Annotated in this window: 15 protein-coding genes; 1 reads left to right on the top strand and 14 read right to left on the bottom strand. The window is 43.3% G+C overall.

All coding sequences use genetic code 11. The annotated features are described in order from the left end of the window. Positions 1–225: 225 nt before the first annotated feature. The 12 genes from speD to BA724_RS11220 all read right to left on the bottom strand — a co-directional run bounded on the left by speD (position 226) and on the right by BA724_RS11220 (position 13488). Positions 226–609 carry an adenosylmethionine decarboxylase gene (gene speD / locus BA724_RS11275; protein ID WP_069938772.1) on the bottom strand — a complete coding sequence of 128 codons (384 nt, stop codon included), beginning with the start codon at positions 607–609 and terminating at the stop codon, positions 226–228. A 208-nt stretch (positions 610–817) separates the two neighbouring features. After that, positions 818–1849, bottom strand: a complete 1032-nt coding sequence (locus tag BA724_RS11270; RefSeq protein WP_069938771.1) for a glyceraldehyde-3-phosphate dehydrogenase — start codon at positions 1847–1849, stop codon at positions 818–820. A 145-nt stretch (positions 1850–1994) separates the two neighbouring features. After that, on the bottom strand, positions 1995–2591 hold the full coding sequence (gene coaE / locus BA724_RS11265; protein ID WP_069938770.1) for a dephospho-CoA kinase: 597 nt from the start codon (positions 2589–2591) through the stop codon (positions 1995–1997). After that, positions 2588–3424, bottom strand: coding sequence for a DNA-formamidopyrimidine glycosylase (gene mutM, locus BA724_RS11260; protein WP_069938769.1), 837 nt, complete (start codon positions 3422–3424; stop codon positions 2588–2590). The genes coaE and mutM overlap by 4 nt, the downstream gene beginning before the upstream one ends. 12 nt (positions 3425–3436) lie before the next feature. After that, positions 3437–6061, bottom strand: coding sequence for a DNA polymerase I (gene polA / locus BA724_RS11255; RefSeq protein WP_069938768.1), 2625 nt, complete (start codon positions 6059–6061; stop codon positions 3437–3439). A 225-nt stretch (positions 6062–6286) separates the two neighbouring features. Then, the gene (gene pnpS, locus BA724_RS11250; protein ID WP_069938767.1) at positions 6287–8062 is read right to left on the bottom strand and encodes a two-component system histidine kinase PnpS; all 1776 of its coding nucleotides are present in this window, start codon (positions 8060–8062) and stop codon (positions 6287–6289) included. Beyond that, positions 8059–8775: a response regulator transcription factor gene (locus BA724_RS11245; RefSeq protein WP_069938766.1), complete on the bottom strand. Its 717-nt coding sequence runs from the start codon at positions 8773–8775 to the stop codon at positions 8059–8061. Before BA724_RS11245 ends, pnpS begins: the two co-directional genes overlap by 4 nt. Positions 8776–8909: 134 nt before the next feature. Next, positions 8910–9851, bottom strand: coding sequence for a malate dehydrogenase (gene mdh / locus BA724_RS11240; protein ID WP_069938765.1), 942 nt, complete (start codon positions 9849–9851; stop codon positions 8910–8912). 68 nt (positions 9852–9919) lie between these two features. Further along, entirely contained in the window at positions 9920–11188 is a 1269-nt protein-coding gene (icd, locus tag BA724_RS11235) for an NADP-dependent isocitrate dehydrogenase (protein WP_069938764.1), read from the bottom strand. A gap of 114 nt (positions 11189–11302) precedes the next feature. After that, positions 11303–12421, bottom strand: a complete 1119-nt coding sequence (gene citZ, locus BA724_RS11230) for a citrate synthase (protein WP_069938763.1) — start codon at positions 12419–12421, stop codon at positions 11303–11305. Positions 12422–12726: 305 nt separating this feature from the next. After that, positions 12727–12960 carry a hypothetical protein gene (locus tag BA724_RS11225; RefSeq protein WP_069938762.1) on the bottom strand — a complete coding sequence of 78 codons (234 nt, stop codon included), beginning with the start codon at positions 12958–12960 and terminating at the stop codon, positions 12727–12729. Between the two features lie 72 nt (positions 12961–13032). Continuing rightward, the gene (locus tag BA724_RS11220; RefSeq protein WP_069938761.1) at positions 13033–13488 is read right to left on the bottom strand and encodes a DUF441 domain-containing protein; all 456 of its coding nucleotides are present in this window, start codon (positions 13486–13488) and stop codon (positions 13033–13035) included. Between the two features lie 79 nt (positions 13489–13567). On the opposite strand from BA724_RS11220, the gene ytvI reads away from it, so the two are divergent. Further along, positions 13568–14587 (top strand): sporulation integral membrane protein YtvI, encoded by a 1020-nt coding sequence (gene ytvI / locus BA724_RS11215; RefSeq protein WP_069938760.1) that lies wholly within the window; start codon positions 13568–13570, stop codon positions 14585–14587. Here the strand turns inward: ytvI and pyk are convergent. Together pyk and pfkA are read right to left on the bottom strand one after the other, a co-directional pair. Then, positions 14574–16337 carry a pyruvate kinase gene (gene pyk / locus BA724_RS11210; protein ID WP_069938759.1) on the bottom strand — a complete coding sequence of 588 codons (1764 nt, stop codon included), beginning with the start codon at positions 16335–16337 and terminating at the stop codon, positions 14574–14576. The genes ytvI and pyk overlap by 14 nt on opposite strands. Before the next feature lie 23 nt (positions 16338–16360). Then, positions 16361–17320, bottom strand: coding sequence for a 6-phosphofructokinase (gene pfkA, locus BA724_RS11205; protein WP_046178932.1), 960 nt, complete (start codon positions 17318–17320; stop codon positions 16361–16363). Between the last annotated feature and the right edge of the window lie 29 nt (positions 17321–17349).

The raw sequence follows: 17349 nt of genomic DNA, 5'->3' as shown, positions 1-17349 counted from the left end.
AAATCAACTCCGATTTTATTTGAATATGGATCAAATGCTAAGAACGCGGCGTCCTGCCTCAACGCATTTGTGACCTGCTTCCTGCAGGCCCAAGAACGCGGCGTCAACCGCTGCACATTCGTGACCTGCTTTATGCAGGTCCTGTCTTTACCCTTTATCATACTAAAAAAAAGACGTTATGAAAATAGAAAAGAGGTGTATGAAAATTCATACACCCCGTTTTGTTTACATAACGTTTGCCGTTTGCTTAATTTGTGAACGCACAGGACCCATACCACGCGGTATCTCAATCGTTTCGCGTGTTTCAGCTTCAAGCGCATCTGCAATATAGTTCGCAGCAATATTTGGATCTAGATCCCCACATGTATAAACGTCAATACTTGCATATCCATGTTCCGGGAAGCTATGAATTGTTAAGTGAGACTCGGAGATGATGACGACTCCACTTACTCCTTGAGGAGCAAACTTGTGGAACGCGACTTCGCGAATTTCCGCACCTGATTTAAGAGCGGCGTCGACAAATATTCTCTCGATAACTTCCATATCGTTTAATTTGTCAAAATTGCAGCCCCATAGTTCTGAAATGACGTGACGACCCATTGTTTCCATGATCGTTCCCCCTTTTACAAAGTAGTTTTTGAATAATTGTAAAAGTGATCACTGCCACGGGGGAAAGTTAGTCCGAAGAGGTCCTAACCCTTTAAGCATTTATTTCACAAAACCGAGTATAAGACCTGCTACACCATTTTGCAACAAATTTCTCTTATTTTTTCAAACGAAAAACTCCGGCAGGCGCCGGAGCTTTTCGTTGCTTGATTTAAGCGGAAATACGGACTTTTTTCTTCATTTGTTCCGCTACAAAATGGACAAGATCGACAACCCGGCAGGAGTAGCCCCATTCATTATCATACCAAGCAAGCACTTTTACTTTGTTGTCGCCCATCACAATCGTTGTCAGTCCATCAACAGTTGAAGAATGCGGATTTGTATTAAAGTCAACCGACACAAGCGGCTCTTCTGTAAAATCTAGAATTCCTTTTAATTGTCCGGCAGCAGCTTCTTTAAACGCTTCATTTACTTCTTCCGCTGTTACCGGGCGCTTCACATCCACAACAAGGTCGACAAGCGACACGTTAGACGTTGGTACACGAAGCGCCATGCCATGCAATTTTCCTTTTAGCTGCGGCAGGACGAGCGAGAGTGCTTTAGCCGCACCGGTTGACGTCGGAATGATCGATTGAGCACACGCACGGGCGCGGCGTAAATCTTTATGTGGATTATCAATATTTTTTTGATCATTTGTGTAGGCATGAACCGTTGTCATTAATCCATTTTCGATCCCGAATTGGTCATCGAGCACTTTGGCAACCGGTGCAAGACAGTTTGTTGTACAAGAGGCATTCGAAATAATCTCGTGTTTCTCTACGTCCAGCACTTCTTCATTCACACCCATTACGATGGTAACATCTTCGTTTTTTCCTGGTGCGGTAAGGACCACCTTTTTTGCTCCTGCCTGTAAATGAAGTGCTGCTTTCTCACGAGCATTAAACTTTCCCGTCGCTTCAATAACAATGTCGATACCAAGTTTGTCCCATGGAAGTTCGAGTGGATCCCGGCTTGAAAGAAGCTGAACCCGTTTTCCATTAATAATAAGGGCCCCTTCTTCCGTTTGCACATCCCCTTCGAATTTCCCATGATTCGTATCATATTTGAGCAAATGAGCAAGCGTCTCTGCCGGATAGCTGGCGTTCACCGCTATAATGTCAAGATCGTCGTCCAAAATCGCTTTGCGGAACACCATGCGGCCAATCCGGCCAAATCCGTTAATTGCTACTTTTGCTTTTGTCATAAATGAGGGCCTCCCATGAATTAATGTTATACTTTATATTTGTTTTCTTAATTTAGTATAACATATTTATCTGAAAAAGAAACAAAAAATGACCCACTAAAATAAATTTATGAATTTTAGATAAAAGGGACAAAAAAGGACCCAATTAAGAGCGGAGTCTTAATCGGGCTATCCATTGGTCAAGCTGTTCTATTGTTTGTTTAATCGTGCCGTTGTTATCAATGATATCATCGGCGAGCGCTTTTTTCTCATCAATCGGCATCTGGGATTGAATACGGGCGTCAGCTTCCTGCTCTGTATACCTATTTCGCTCCATAAGCCGTTGCAGCTGAGTATCTGGCGTAACGTAAACAAGTACTGTACGGTCCGCCATCCATGTCAGCTTACTTTCAAATAAAAGTGGAATATCAAAGATAATCGTATTGTGCCCTGCTTGAACGGCTTTGTCCTTTTCAGACAGCATCCATTCTCGGACAGCCGGATGAACAATCTCGTTTAATTGTTTTCGTTTGGATTCATCATGAAAAATGATTGAGCCAAGCTTTTCACGATTCAGCGTTCCGTCTTGTGCCAGAATTTCGCCGCCAAACACTCTAACAATTTGTTCTAGCGCCGGCTGTCCTGGCACGACAACAGCGCGGGCGGCAATATCCGCATCGACCACTGTGAACCCTTTTTCTTTCAGCAATTGACTGACGGTGCTTTTTCCGCTGGCGATACCACCCGTTAATCCAATAATCATATTAAACCCTCAAACGGCTGACAGTGCAGGCAAATGTGGGTGCCCCGTCCGCCGGTTTTCGTTTTCACAATTTCGGCTCCGCATTCCACACATGCTTCTCCTGCACGTCCGTATACATTCAGCACTTCTTGAAACGTTCCTTTTTGTCCTTGACTGTTAAGATAGGTTCGAATCGTACTGCCGCCCCGTTCGACCGCTTCCGCTAACACAGTGATTGTATATAAATGGATTTGGTTCGCTTCTTCTTTTGTAATCGTACTGCTGACTCGATGTGGGTGCACACGTGCCCGGAATAATACTTCATCTACATAAATGTTTCCAAGGCCTGTGACAATAATTTGATCAAGAAGCGCAGTTTTTACTTGTCTTGATGTTTTTTGCAGCTTTTCATGTAAATATTCTGGTGTGAAGCGTTCGTCAAACGGCTCCGGCCCGAGTGCTTTTAATGAAGAAAGTTCGTGTTCTGTTCCTTTTGCCGTTAAATGCATCGTTCCGAATTTGCGAACGTCCCGGTAGCGAAGCTCACTGCCATCTGTAAATGAAAAGACAATATGTGTATGCGGCGCTTCCGGCTCAGATGATTCATTCACACTGAACTTGCCCTCCATTCGCAAATGCGAGATCAGTGCGTAATGATCCAACTGGAAAATCAAAAATTTCCCACGGCGGTCGATTGACTGGATCGTTTCACCGATAAGCGCATCCCGGAATGGTTCGGCTTCCGGCTGCTTGATCATTTTTGGCCAGCGTATGTCAACGCCGGCAATTGTTTTGCCCGCCGCAAGAGCTGACAATGTACGGCGAACTGTTTCTACTTCCGGTAATTCCGGCATTCTTCTCTCTCCTTACTTCGCATCGTACCATGTTGGTCCAAATGAGTAGTCTACTTTGAGCGGCACATCAAGTTCAAAAGCATGCTCCATGACATCCGGTACAATGCGTTCCATTTGATCAATTTCTTCTTTCGGCACATCAAAAATCAGTTCATCGTGTACCTGTAACAATAGCTTGGATGTCAATTGTTCCTTCTCAAGCCGCTCAGCCACATCAATCATCGCTTTTTTAATAATATCGGCTGCACTTCCTTGAATCGGCGTATTCATTGCTGTACGCTCACCGAATGAACGTAAATTAAAGTTGCGGCTCGTTATTTCCGGAATGTAGCGGCGTCGATTTAGCAGTGTTGTCACATAGCCTTTTTCTTTTGCCTCGCGAATAATTGTATCCATGTATTCTTTAACGCCTGGGTAGGTATTTAAATAACGGTCAATAAATTGGGCGGCATCTTTTCTTGTAATCCCAAGATTTTGCGAAAGGCCGTAATCACTGATTCCGTATACAATCCCGAAATTAACAGCTTTCGCCTGTCTTCTCATATTAGATGTTACGCCGCTTTCTTCAACATGAAATACTTCCATCGCTGTTGCGGTATGAATATCAAGTCCCTGCTTAAATGCATCAATAAGCTTTTCATCCCGGCTTATATGCGCCAAAACACGCAGCTCAATTTGTGAATAATCAGCCGCAAACATAACGGAATCCCCTTTTTCAGGAATAAACGCCTGCCGGATTTTTCGTCCTTCTTCCAAGCGGATCGGAATATTTTGCAGATTCGGATCAGTGGAACTGAGCCGGCCTGTTTGAGTTAATGCTTGATTAAAACGAGTATGGATTTTGCGTGTATCCGGATCAGCGACTTTCAAAAGCCCTTCAATGTATGTCGACTGCAGCTTTCCGATTTGGCGGTAGTCCAAAATGTGCTGCACAATTTCATGAGAAGGTGCCAGCTTTTCAAGTACATCAGCTGATGTAGAATAGCCGGTTTTTGTTTTTTTCAGCGACGGTAATCCAAGCTTCTCAAATAAAATAACCCCCAACTGCTTCGGTGAATTAATATTAAACTCAGTCCCGGCAAGTGTATGAATCGTTTTCTCCATTTCAGCAAGCCGCTTTTTCAATTCTGTGCCCATTTCGTTTAATCGGTTTATATCAACACGGACACCCTCTGATTCCATATCCGCCAAAATAAGCGCCAGCGGCAGTTCAAGCTCGTCAAACAATTCGTTTTGGCTGTTCTCAGACAGCTCGTGCCGGCATGTTTCGTCGAGACGGCTTAACGCTTCCGCTTTGGCACTAACATGCTTTGCATACGTCTCTTCTGCTGGAAGCGCCCGCTTTGCGCCTTTCCCATAAATTGTTTCATCAGATGCGATTCCCGTTTCCCCGTGCAGTTTCGCCACGGCCGCAAAATCTTCGGGCGATTCAGACGGATTGATTAAATAGGAAGCAAGAAATACATCAAAATCAACACCGGCAATCTCAATACCGTGGCGCCGCAGCGCAATAACAGTCCGTTTCGCATCAAAAACGGTTTTCCGTGCTGATTGATTCTCAGCCCATTCTTTAAATGCAAGAGACGAAACAGCTGTTTCACCTGGCATAAAAATGGTTTGTCCATCACCGGATACAGAAATACCCGCAATTGGCGCTTTGTGATAATTCACGTCCATCATTTCCACATAAACGGCGTCTGCTTGTTTAAAATGGGCCGCTTCCGGTTCTGTAACGATCGTAAATGATACATCCGTCACTTGTTCTGGTTCGCCCGTTCGCTGTATGCCTTCGAGCAGCGTTTTAAATTCAAGATCACGGTACAAATCATACAGTTCATCATCGTCCGCACCTTTATATACAAGCCTCTCTATTGCCAGATCAAGCGGGACAGTCCGTAAAATCGTGGCCAGCTGCTTGCTCATAACCGCCATGTCTTTATGTTCGGTTAATTTTTCTTTCAGCTTTGCGCCGCTTACCTGCTCAACCGACTCAATCAGCTGTTCAACAGAATGAAATTGCTTTAACAGCTTAATCGCTGTTTTTTCCCCGACACCTGGTACACCCGGTATGTTATCGGATGCGTCTCCCATCAGCCCTTTCATATCGATGATTTGAAGAGGCGTCAATCCGTATTTTTCAAGAACATGCTCCGGTGTATATTCTTCTATATCCGTGATCCCTTTCCGCGTAATGCATACTGTCGTTTTTTCCGTGGCCAGCTGCGTTAAATCTTTATCGCCTGAATAAACTTTAACCATAACGCCTTCCTGTTCAGCTTTTAAAGACAATGTACCTATAATGTCATCTGCTTCATAATTTTCCAATTCAAAATATGGAATGCCATACGCTTTTAGGAGTTCGCGCACGTAAGAAAACTGCTCAGACAGCTCAGGCGGCGTTTTTTGGCGCGTTCCTTTATACTCTTTAAACGTCTCGTGGCGGAATGTTGTTTTTCCCGCATCAAACGCGACAAGAATATGCGTCGGCTGCTCATCTTTTACAATTTTATTAAGCATCATCGCAAAACCGTACACAGCGTTTGTATGCACACCTTTAGAATTGCTTAGGAGCGGCAGTGCAAAAAAAGCCCGGTACGCAATGCTGTTTCCGTCGATTAATACTAATTTTTTTTCCATAAATCCTCCTTTGCATCCGATAATGAATGCACTAAAAAGCCGTTGTTTTCTTTTTTCATTCTACCATGCACGGTAGAAAAAAAGAAAACAACGGCTTGTATCAATCCCGATTAAAAAAGCGGCAGAGGCCCATCAACAAAGTGCCTCTGCCAAACAAAAGCTGGATAAAGGGGGTTGATAATTCATACTATATCAGATGAATATGAAATAAATGTAAACGATTCATTAATCTTTTGTAAAATCGTTTGTCAGTTCTTTTTTAAATGAGACAGTAAACGATGTTCCTTCATTCATTTTACTGTCTACGCTGATTTTTCCGTGATGAGCTTCCATAATATGTTTTACGATCGCCAGACCAAGCCCTGTTCCGCCTGAATCACGGCTTCGTGCCTTATCAACGCGGTAAAAGCGTTCAAAAATACGCGGAAGCTCCACCTTATCAATGCCGATCCCCGTATCTGATACTTTCACCTTCACCATATGGTCTGACTCGCTTCCTTCAATAAAAATCCGCCCGCCTGTTGGCGTATATAAGATGGCATTGGTGATTAAATTCAAAAATACTTGCTTTAACCGGTATTCGTCTCCCTGAATCATTAAATGATCAGGTACATTAACCCGTAGAATAATCTGTTTTGCTTCAAGCCGGCTTTCAAGTGTCACAATCATTTCTTCAATCAATTTATTTAACGAGACAGTTGTAATATTGAGCGTAAGCCCTTTTTGTTCAATTTTTGACAGATCAAGAAGATCCGCAACAAGTGTCTCCATCCGACCGCTTTCTTTCCAGATAATATCCAAAAACATTTTAGCTGCATCTGGATCATTTAATGCCCCGTCTAAAAGTGTTTCCGAAAAGCCTTTGATTGATGTAATCGGCGTTTTCAGTTCATGTGAGACATTCGCAACAAAATCTTTGCGCATTTGCTCCAAGTGCTTGATTTCCGTTATATCATGAAATACGACGAGAATGCCTTTCCACTCGTCGTTTGTTCCGATAATGGGCGCACCGGATACTTCAATATCTTTCTCCTCGAGCTCAAACGGGATCTTAATTTGCCGGCGGACATTTTTTTCCGTCATAAATACGTCTTCTACTACTTTTATGACCTCATCCTGTGTAATGACTTCATAATATCGTTTTTTAATAATTCGGCCGGTACTGTACATTTTTTTAAATGAACGGTTCGCCATAACAATATAACCACGATCATCAATAAGCAGTAAGCCGCTTTCAATATTTTCTACTAGCGTAGTCAGGCGATTGTGATGAACCTCTTGCGCCTGCATCATTTCCTGCAAATTCCGGGCTAAAATATTAATGGAGGTATTAAGCATCCCCATCTCATCCGGCGGGATTTCATATGTCCGTGCCCGATAGTTTCCTTTTGCCAACTCAATCGCAACAGCTGTAGCAGATTCAATTGGCTTCACGTATCGACCCGTTACTTTTGTTCCAATTAAGACAATCAGCACAAGAGAAACCCCAAGCGACGTCAGTAAAATAAGCCAGATTTGTCCATATATTTCATCGAGCGCATCTACCTGCATGCTGACGATAATGTAACCTTCCTGCTCTCCTTCTTCATTTAAAATAGGCTTCCAGTGATATTGAACGTCCATTTTCCGCAACAATGAATTTCTATAAATTTCTTCATTTATTGTACTTGAAATACGCTTGACGATATCACGGTGAATCGCTGTCTGCTGTTCATCCGAGCCGCCGCTGTCATAAAGAAGCTTTCCGCTGTTATCCGCTACGCTTAATCGCGTATCCATTTGTTCGCTCCACTCCTCAAGCATGACAGGATCGAACGCTTCAGCCCCTCCCCAATCTTCTATCGCACTGGCGAGCAAGGATGTTTCTCGTTCAAGACGGTCGTTAATCGTTGCCAAATAGTACGATTTAAACATTTGACCAAGCCAAATGCCAAGTGCGACAAGTACGATGGCAATGAATGTGATAAGCGACAAGATCAGCCTTGTCCGAAAATTAATCATGCTTCTTTTGGTTCTTCCAATTTGTAGCCTAAACCACGGATTGTTTTAATGTACTGCGGCTTTTTTGTGTTTTCTTCCATCTTGTCACGTAAATGGCTGATATGGACATCTACAATGCGGGTATCGCCCACAAAATCATATTTCCAAACAGCCGCAAGCAGCTGGTCACGTGTCAGCACTCTCGTTTTGTTTTCAGCTAAAAACAGCAGCAGTTCAAATTCTTTTGGCGTCAACTCAAGCAGATTTTCTTTATAATAGGCTTCGTATTTTTCAGGATATAGCTTTAGATCTGCCACTTTGATCAACTCGTTATCTTCCTCTTCTTCAATAACCGGTTCAGCCGGCGGCAGCTGCACACGGCGCAAAATAGCTTTTACGCGGGCAATTAACTCCCTTGGACTAAACGGTTTTGTCATGTAATCATCTGCTCCGAGTTCAAGTCCCAGCACTTTATCAAACTCTTCATCTTTTGCAGTCAGCATTAAGATGGGAGTTGTCACTCGTCTTTGCCGAAGATCTTTGCACACTTCCATGCCATCAAATATCGGCAGCATCCAGTCTAAAATAATTAAATCCGGAGATGTCGATTCTGTCTTATCAAGTGCTTCCTGCCCATCACAGGCGGTTTCTACAATAAAACCTGCTTGCTCAAGGTTATATTTAATTAATGTGACGATTGATGATTCATCATCTACAACTAAAATTTTCTTCATAGAGTCCTCCTGATTCAAATGTCTATCTTTCATTATAACGAAAGAATCGCACTTGAGAAAGTGCTGTTCTGCATATGAGAGATACATAAAAAAAAGAACCTGCCAATTGATGGCAGGTTCTTTGAAGCGTATGTTTATGCAAGAACCGACATGACATTACGGACAGCGTCAGCAGACTTGTCAAGACCCGCTTTTTCATCCGCCGTCAATTCGAGTTCAATGATTTTTTCAATTCCGTTGCTGCCAAGAATCGTTGGAACACCTAAGTACAATTCATCATACCCATATTCACCTTCAAGATAAGCAATGGCCGGCAAAATGCGGCGTTGATCTTTCAGGATGGCCTCTGTCATCTCAACAAGTGATGCCGCTGGTGCATAGTATGCTGAACCGTTGCCCAGTAGTTGAACAATTTCGCCGCCGCCTTTACGCGTACGTTCAACGATCGCATCTAAACGATCTTTTGGAATTAATGTTTCGAGCGGGATGCCGCCTGCATATGAATAACGAACAAGCGGTACCATGTCATCACCATGGCCGCCAAGAACAAAACCTGTTACATCTTTAACCGATACTTTCAATTCTTGTGCAACGAATGTACGGAAACGAGCTGTATCCAGGACGCCTGATTGGCCAATAACACGATTTTTCGGGAATCCAGATTCTTTTAAAACAGTATACGTCATTGCATCAACTGGATTTGTTAACACAATAATCGTGCAGTCTGGAGCGTGTTTGACGATTTCAGCTGTAACAGATTTCATTACCTTTTGGTTCGTCTGAACAAGGTCATCACGGCTCATGCCCGGTTTACGTGCAATCCCTGCTGTAATAATAACAATATCAGAGCCCGCTGTATCTGCATAATCTGATGTACCTGTAATGTTTGCGTCAAATCCTTGAACCGGGCTTGCTTCTAACATATCTAAAGCTTTCCCTTTTGTAGGACCGTCTGCTTGCGGGATATCTACTAAGACAACATCTGCCAATTCTTTTTGTGCAAGAAGAAACGCTGTTGTTGCACCCGTGAATCCGCCGCCAATTACAGAAACTTTTTTACGATTGTATGTTGTCATAATAAAAATCCTCCCTTATTTATATAAGTTAGTATGTATATACTCTCCGTAACGGAGAGTATTGGCGATTATAGGTTTTTAATTAGTTCATCTGCGAATTCAGAACATTTTACTTCTGTTGCGCCATCCATCAGGCGGGCAAAGTCATATGTAACGACTTTAGAAGAGATCGTTTTTTCTACTGATTTCGTGATTGCATTTGCTGCTTCTGTCCAGCCAAGGTGCTCAAGAAGCAAAACGCCTGACAATAATACAGATGATGGGTTTACTTTATCAAGGCCAGCGTACTTCGGTGCTGTTCCGTGCGTTGCTTCAAAAATCGCATGACCAGTTTCATAGTTGATGTTAGCGCCCGGTGCAATGCCGATTCCGCCTACCTGCGCTGCAAGAGCATCAGAAATGTAGTCACCATTGAGATTCATTGTTGCTACAACATCAAACTCTTTCGGGCGAGTTAAGATTTGCTGCAAGAAAATGTCGGCAATAGAATCTTTAACGATTAGCTTACCTTCTGCTTCTGCATCAGATTGTGCTTTATTCGCTGCTTCTGTGCCTTCCGCTTCTTTAATTTTATCGTATTGCGCCCATGTGAAAACTTTGTCGCCGAATTCTTTTTCAGCAAGATCATAGCCCCAATTTTTAAATGCGCCTTCTGTAAATTTCATAATGTTGCCTTTATGAACAAGCGTCAGCGATTTGCGGCCCTCTTTTAATGCATAGTTGATGGCTGCACGTACTAGACGCTCTGTTCCTTCTTTTGATACAGGCTTGATGCCGATACCTGATGTTTCAGGGAAGCGGATTTTGTTTGCACCCATCTCATTTTTTAGGAATTCGATGACTTTTTTCACTTCATCCGAACCTTCTGCATACTCGATTCCTGCATAGATGTCTTCTGTGTTTTCACGGAAAATAACCATGTCCGTGTCTTCCGGACGTTTTACCGGTGAAGGCACGCCGTCAAAATAACGAACTGGGCGAAGGCATGTAAAAAGATCCAATTCCTGGCGAAGTGCCACGTTCAATGAACGGATTCCGCCGCCAACTGGAGTTGTAAGTGGACCTTTAATTGCGATTAAGTATTCATCAATTTGCTCAAGTGTTTCTTTTGGAAGCCATTCGCCCGTTTGGTTGAATGCTTTTTCACCAGCAAGCACTTCTTTCCAAACGATTTTCTTTTCGCCATTGTACTCTTTTTCAACTGCCGCATCTAATACACGTGATGCTGCTGCCCAAATATCTGGACCGATTCCATCGCCCTCAATAAAAGGAACGACCGGGTTGTTTGGTACGTTTAGCACGCCATCTTGCATTGAAATTTTTTCGCCTTGAGTCATCTTGCAATTCCCTCCAATTCCATGTTCAAAGGTTAGCAGATTATGCATCTAACCCTTGTTTGCCATCTTCCATATTACACTAGTTATTTATTTGTTTGCAAATGCTTTCTTAATTCAGACGCGTTCACCGATTGGCACGTATTTTTGCATATCGGGACCTGTATATTCCGCACGTGGACGGATTAATCTGTTATTGGCATACTGCTCAAGAATATGCGCAATCCAGCCCGATGCACGGCTGACAGCAAAAATAGGTGTGAATAAATCGTGCTCAATACCGAGACTGTGGTAAACAGATGCCGAATAGAAGTCAACGTTTGGCGGCAGGTTTTTGCTGCCTGTTACGAGTTCTTCAATTTCAATTGACATATTATAAAGCTCAGGCTCGCCATTTTGCTCCGTCAAGCGCTTTGACATTTCGCGCAGATGCTTTGCACGCGGGTCACCCTGACGATAAACACGGTGTCCAAAGCCCATGATTTTTTCTTTATTGTTTAGCTTTTCAAGGATGTATGGCTCAACGTTGTCAGCCGAACCAATCTCTGTAAGCATTTTCATAACTTGCTCGTTTGCACCGCCATGAAGAGGGCCTTTAAGGGCACCAAGAGCAGCTGTTACACCAGAATACATGTCAGATAATGTTGCCACGCATACACGCGCTGTAAAGGTGGAAGCGTTTAATTCGTGATCTGCATGTAGAACGAGCGCCTTATCAAAAGCTTCAATTTCTACTGCTGTTGGCTCATTGCCGGAAAGCATATATAGGAAGTTTTCCGCGATGCCAAATTCTTTCTTCGGTGCAATTGGCTCTTGCCCCTTGCGAATGCGTGCAAATGCTGTAACAAGCGCCGGAATTTTAGCCTGAATACGAATGGCTTTACGATAGTTCGCTTCCTCTGTCATTACATCTGCTTCTTCGTCATATAGACCGAGTAATGAAACGGATGAACGGAGCGCTGCCATTGGATGAACTTTGTCAATTGGATACATTTTAAAATGATCCATAATTTCCTGAGGAATGTCATAGCTTTCTGATAGCTGTGTTCTCAGCTCATCCAGCTGTGCCTGTGTTGGAAGGCTGCGGTGCCAAAGCAAATAAATTACTTCTTCAAAACTCGCATTTTCAGTCAGATCGTCAATGTCATAACCTGCATATGTAAGTGTGTCATCAATGATTGAACTGACAGATGACGTTGTAGCAACTACTCCTTCGAGTCCGCGTGCAGTAGTCATAATTATCTCTCCTTCGCCTGTTTATTTCCCCGTTACCCGCTTTTTTATTTTTCATATGTACATTCTGAGCAACTGCTCAGTACCATTTTGAAATAAAAAAGCTTATGTAAAATAGTACAAGTGCTTTTTTGAACAAAAAAAATTACTGCAATGTTCAAAAAGGTGTGCGCTTACATTTCCTATTATAAACAATCTAGGCGGTTTTGTGAATCAAAACGTGTCAAATAGTTCGAAATTTTTTTAGAAAAAAGTAAAATTCCGAACATAACATGTTCGGAATTTATGGTATTATTATATGTTTAGGCTTAAAATTCAGACCTTTTATTCATTCTTTCTGCCGTTTTATATGCATCATAAATGCCCCAGATCCATACAATTGGAAATGTGATAAAGCCAATAAGCACCCACATGAGCGCCGAATTGATCATTTGCACAACAATCAAGATAAGGCCTTTGATAATCTGACCGTTATAAATTTGTCCGACGCCGGTCCAAAATACGCTTAATACAGCCGCAATACCCGGATTTTTCGTTAACAATATGTCCGCCTCCTTTTTATCTTCTTATGTTATACATATACGGGTCCGCCAATGAAAAAGTTTCATTTTTGTTTATTGAACTATCGAAAATAATTTCATTGCATAATACGCGATGCCTGCACCAATTAATGGACCGACTGGAACGCCGTTAAAAAGAGCTACAGCTAACACTGTGCCTAATACGAGTGCTGTCGTTATATGCGGGTCTTCGGCCAAAAGCACAATTCCGTTTTTTGCGATTAACGCAACGAGAATGCCTGCCGCAAGCGCAATCCAGGCATATGGCGATTTTAATGCTGCCCCCAGCTCCTTAAAACCGATTGCACCCGTGGCGATTGGGATAAGCACCGCTATAGTAATAACCGTTACGCCCCAATTGATACCGTTTTTTTGCATTAAATCAAACCATTTCATATCGAGCCCAGCCGCTTTTAAGGCAAGCAAAAATGCAGATGCGACAAGCAATGATTGATTTTTCGCAATCATGCTGATGATAACTAATAGGAGTAAAAATAAATATGCCTGCATTATTTGTTCACCTCTAAAAAAAGACGCATGGACGTGTCCATTTCTTCATACGAGTAGTAGAGAAATGGAGGCATGTACCATGCGGATGATTGTTCAATATGTTCTCGTTAGTGCGGTCTTGCTTTCTGTTTACTGGCTGCTGCCAATTTTCAAGCCTTTTTTAGCCGGGGCATTTTTTGCCGCTGTTTTACATAAACCAGCCCACTTTATTCAAAAAAAAGCGTCTGTATCCCGGAGCACAGCTGTGTTCGCTTCTCTCGTATGGATTCTATGTCTACTTTCGGCCGGCCTGTTTTTATTCGGATGGATCAGCGCTCGAACAGCTTCACATATCCATTATGTGATTCCCCATTACATCCCGGTCGCTACAGCACATTTAGAACAGTTAATCAATAACGTTACGGATTTTCTAACAGAAGATCAAAAAGGGCTTCTATTACAGTCCCTGTACGCTGTTGAAACAGCGATTGACAACACTATTGAAGAATATGCGGGAAAATGGCTGCTCATAGGCACATCGTACTTTCTCGCTCTTTCAGGAACAGCAGCTGAACTGTTAATTGCCATACTGGCTGCATTTTTTATTGCAAAGGATGGCCCTTCGTTTATTACGATTCTGCCTGAATCCATCCGTGAAAAAACAGCGATTGCTGCAAATGATTTTTCCACTTCTTTTTATGCATACGGTTATGCTCAAGCACAGCTTTTTGCCGCTACTTTTGCCGCTGCATGTATTGGCTTTTTTCTGCTGCATATTCCGCATGTGCTGGAACTTGCTTTTTTAACAGCCGTGCTTGAGTTTCTGCCTATTATCGGATCAAGCTTGCTGTTTCTCCCATGGATCTTTTTCTGTCTGCTCACCGGTCAAACGAACATCGCTATTTTTGCCGGCGTTCTTTACGCGGCACTTACGATCATGCGTCAACTGCTTGAACCGAAGCTCATTTCCGATTCAGCCGGACTTCATCCACTTGCTGTTTTGTTTGCAGCGTTTGCTGGTTACCAATTGGCAGGCGTTTTCGGCTTGGTGACAGGCCCTCTATTTTGGCTTGCTTGTTCGTCCGTGTACCGCTCTCGTTTGTTATTTACAGAACGTTAGCATGGCCATCGTAAATAATGCCGCGTGCTGCGTCGACCGTAATTTCCTGACCATCTGAAAGTATCGTTAAAGCACCTTCTACATCCACAATAACTGGAATACCAAGATTAATGCCAACAACGGCTGCATGGCTCGTTAATCCGCCCTCTTCCGTAATAACAGCACTGCACTTTTCAATTGCAGGCATCATTTCACGATCCGTTCCATATGTGACAAGAATATCACCTTGTTTTACTTTTTCGAGTGCTTCAGATGATGTTTTCGCTGTTACTACTTTACCGTATGCAGAATGACGGCCGATTCCTTGTGCTTTCACTAAAATATCGCCGACTACATGGATTTTCATTAAGTTTGTTGTTCCAGATTCTCCTACTGGAACACCCGCTGTAATCACAACAAGTTCACCGTGGCTGATTAACCCTTCATCGAGGCAGTGGACAATTGCATTATCCAGCATTTCGTCGGTAGAAGATACGCTTAGCCCCATAAGCGGGACAACACCCCAAACGAGTGAAAGGCTTCTTGTCACACGCTCACTATCCGTTACTGCGTAAATGGATGCTTTCGGACGATAGCGTGAAATCATCCGTGCCGTATGGCCGCTTGATGTTGGCGCAATAATAGCACGTACTTCCAGCGCTTCCGCTGTTTTCGCAACAGACTGCCCAATAGCATCTGTCATAGTCATTCGCCCTGTATTGTTGCGGCGGCGCGGCGGAATTTCTTTCATTTGCAATTCTGACTCTGCCCGCACAGCAATATTATGCATTGTTTGAACGGCTTCAAGCGGATAAGTACCCGCTGCTGTTTCACCTGAAAGCATGATCGCATCGGTTCCGTCAAAAATCGCATTGGCCACATCACTTGCTTCTGCACGAGTTGGACGTGGATTACGCTGCATTGAATCAAGCATTTGTGTAGCAGTAATAACCGGTTTGCCCAGCAGGTTGCATTTCTTAATAAGCTGTTTTTGAACAATCGGCACTTCTTCAGCTGGAATTTCCACACCAAGATCTCCACGTGCCACCATTAATCCGTCAGATACTTCAAGAATGTCATCAATATTATCGACACCTTCCTGGTTCTCGATTTTCGGGATGATTTGAATATGAGCCGCGTCGTTTTTTTCTAAAAGCTCACGAATATCTAATACATCCGATGTACGGCGGACAAACGATGCTGCGATAAAGTCTACGTCCTGCTCGATGCCAAAACGAATATCGTCTGCGTCTTTTTCTGTGATTCCCGGCAATTTAACGGATACACCTGGAACGTTGACCCCTTTTTTATTTTTCAGCGTGCCTGTATTTAAAATGCGAACACCAATTTCACCTTTTTCACGATTAATGCCTGTGACAAGCAGACCAATTAAGCCATCATCAAGTAAAATTCTTGAGCCTGGTTCCACATCATCAATTAAACCTGGATACGTGATTGAAAATTTTTCTGGTGTTCCGAGCACTTCTGTCATCGAAATAGCGGAGTCTTTTCCGCTTTCGAGCTCAATTGATCCGTTTTCCATTTCATGCGTGCGGATTTCAGGTCCTTTCGTATCGAGCAAAATCGCGACCGTTTTCCCGGTGTTTTTTGCTGCCTGACGAATATTTTGAATGCGTGCTCCATGTTCTTCATGGCTTCCGTGAGAGAAGTTTAAACGCGCAACGTTCATTCCAGCTTTCATTAACGATTCAAGCGTTTCAAGGCTTTCACTTGCCGGTCCGATTGTACAGACGATTTTCGTTTTTTGCATCAATAGTTCCTCCAATTTCGTAGTTAAATCGACAGTTCCTGTGATAGTTCATACATACGCTGATCCACTTTGTGCGGCTTCGAGAGCGCTTCAATAATGTCATAATCAACGATTTGGTTTTGCTCAATTCCAACAGCGCGCCCGCCTTTTCCTTCAAGAAGCAATTCCACTGCGTGCGCACCGAGACGGCTTGCCAGCACGCGGTCTGATGCGCTTGGTGTACCTCCCCGCTGCATATGACCCAATACAGAAACACGTGTGTCGAATCCTGTCAACTCTTCAATAATAGCACCAAATTTGTTGCCTGTCATGACGCCTTCTGCCACGACAATAATACTATGTTTTTTGCCGCGCTCCTGACTGCGTTTTAGCTTTGAAGCAATTTTGTTCATGTCATACGGTGCTTCGGGAATAAGGATCGTCTCTGCCCCGCCTGCAAGACCTGACCAAAGCGCAAGGTCTCCTGCATGGCGGCCCATTACTTCGACAATAAATGTCCGCTCATGAGAGCTTGCTGTATCACGAATTTTATCAATTGCATCAATAACAGTATTCAAAGCCGTATCAAAACCAATCGTAAATTCTGTTCCCGGAATATCATTATCGATCGTTCCTGGTACGCCCACACATGGGAAACCGTGCTCAGTCAATGCTTTTGCTCCCATGTAAGAACCATCTCCACCGATGACGACAAGCCCTTCAATACCGAATTTCTCCATCTGCTCAATACCCTGCTTTTGTCCTTCAAGTGTCTTGAACTCTAAACAGCGTGCAGAACGAAGAATGGTACCTCCACGATGGATAATATCACCGACAGAACCGCGGTCCAGCTGCTTAATATGTCCATTAATCAAGCCATGGTATCCTTGATACACACCGAACACTTCCATGTCATGATAAATCGCTTTCCGGACAACAGCCCGTACAGCCGCGTTCATTCCCGGCGCGTCTCCACCGCTTGTTAATACACCAATTCGTTTCATCATCCTGTCACCTCTAAAAAAATTTTGTC

The sequence above is a fragment of the Domibacillus iocasae genome, from assembly GCF_001750285.1.
Lineage (GTDB): Bacteria > Bacillota > Bacilli > Bacillales > Domibacillaceae > Domibacillus > Domibacillus iocasae.
The sequence above is the reverse complement of the archived record's forward strand: the minus strand, read 5'-3'. Positions and strand labels throughout refer to the sequence as shown.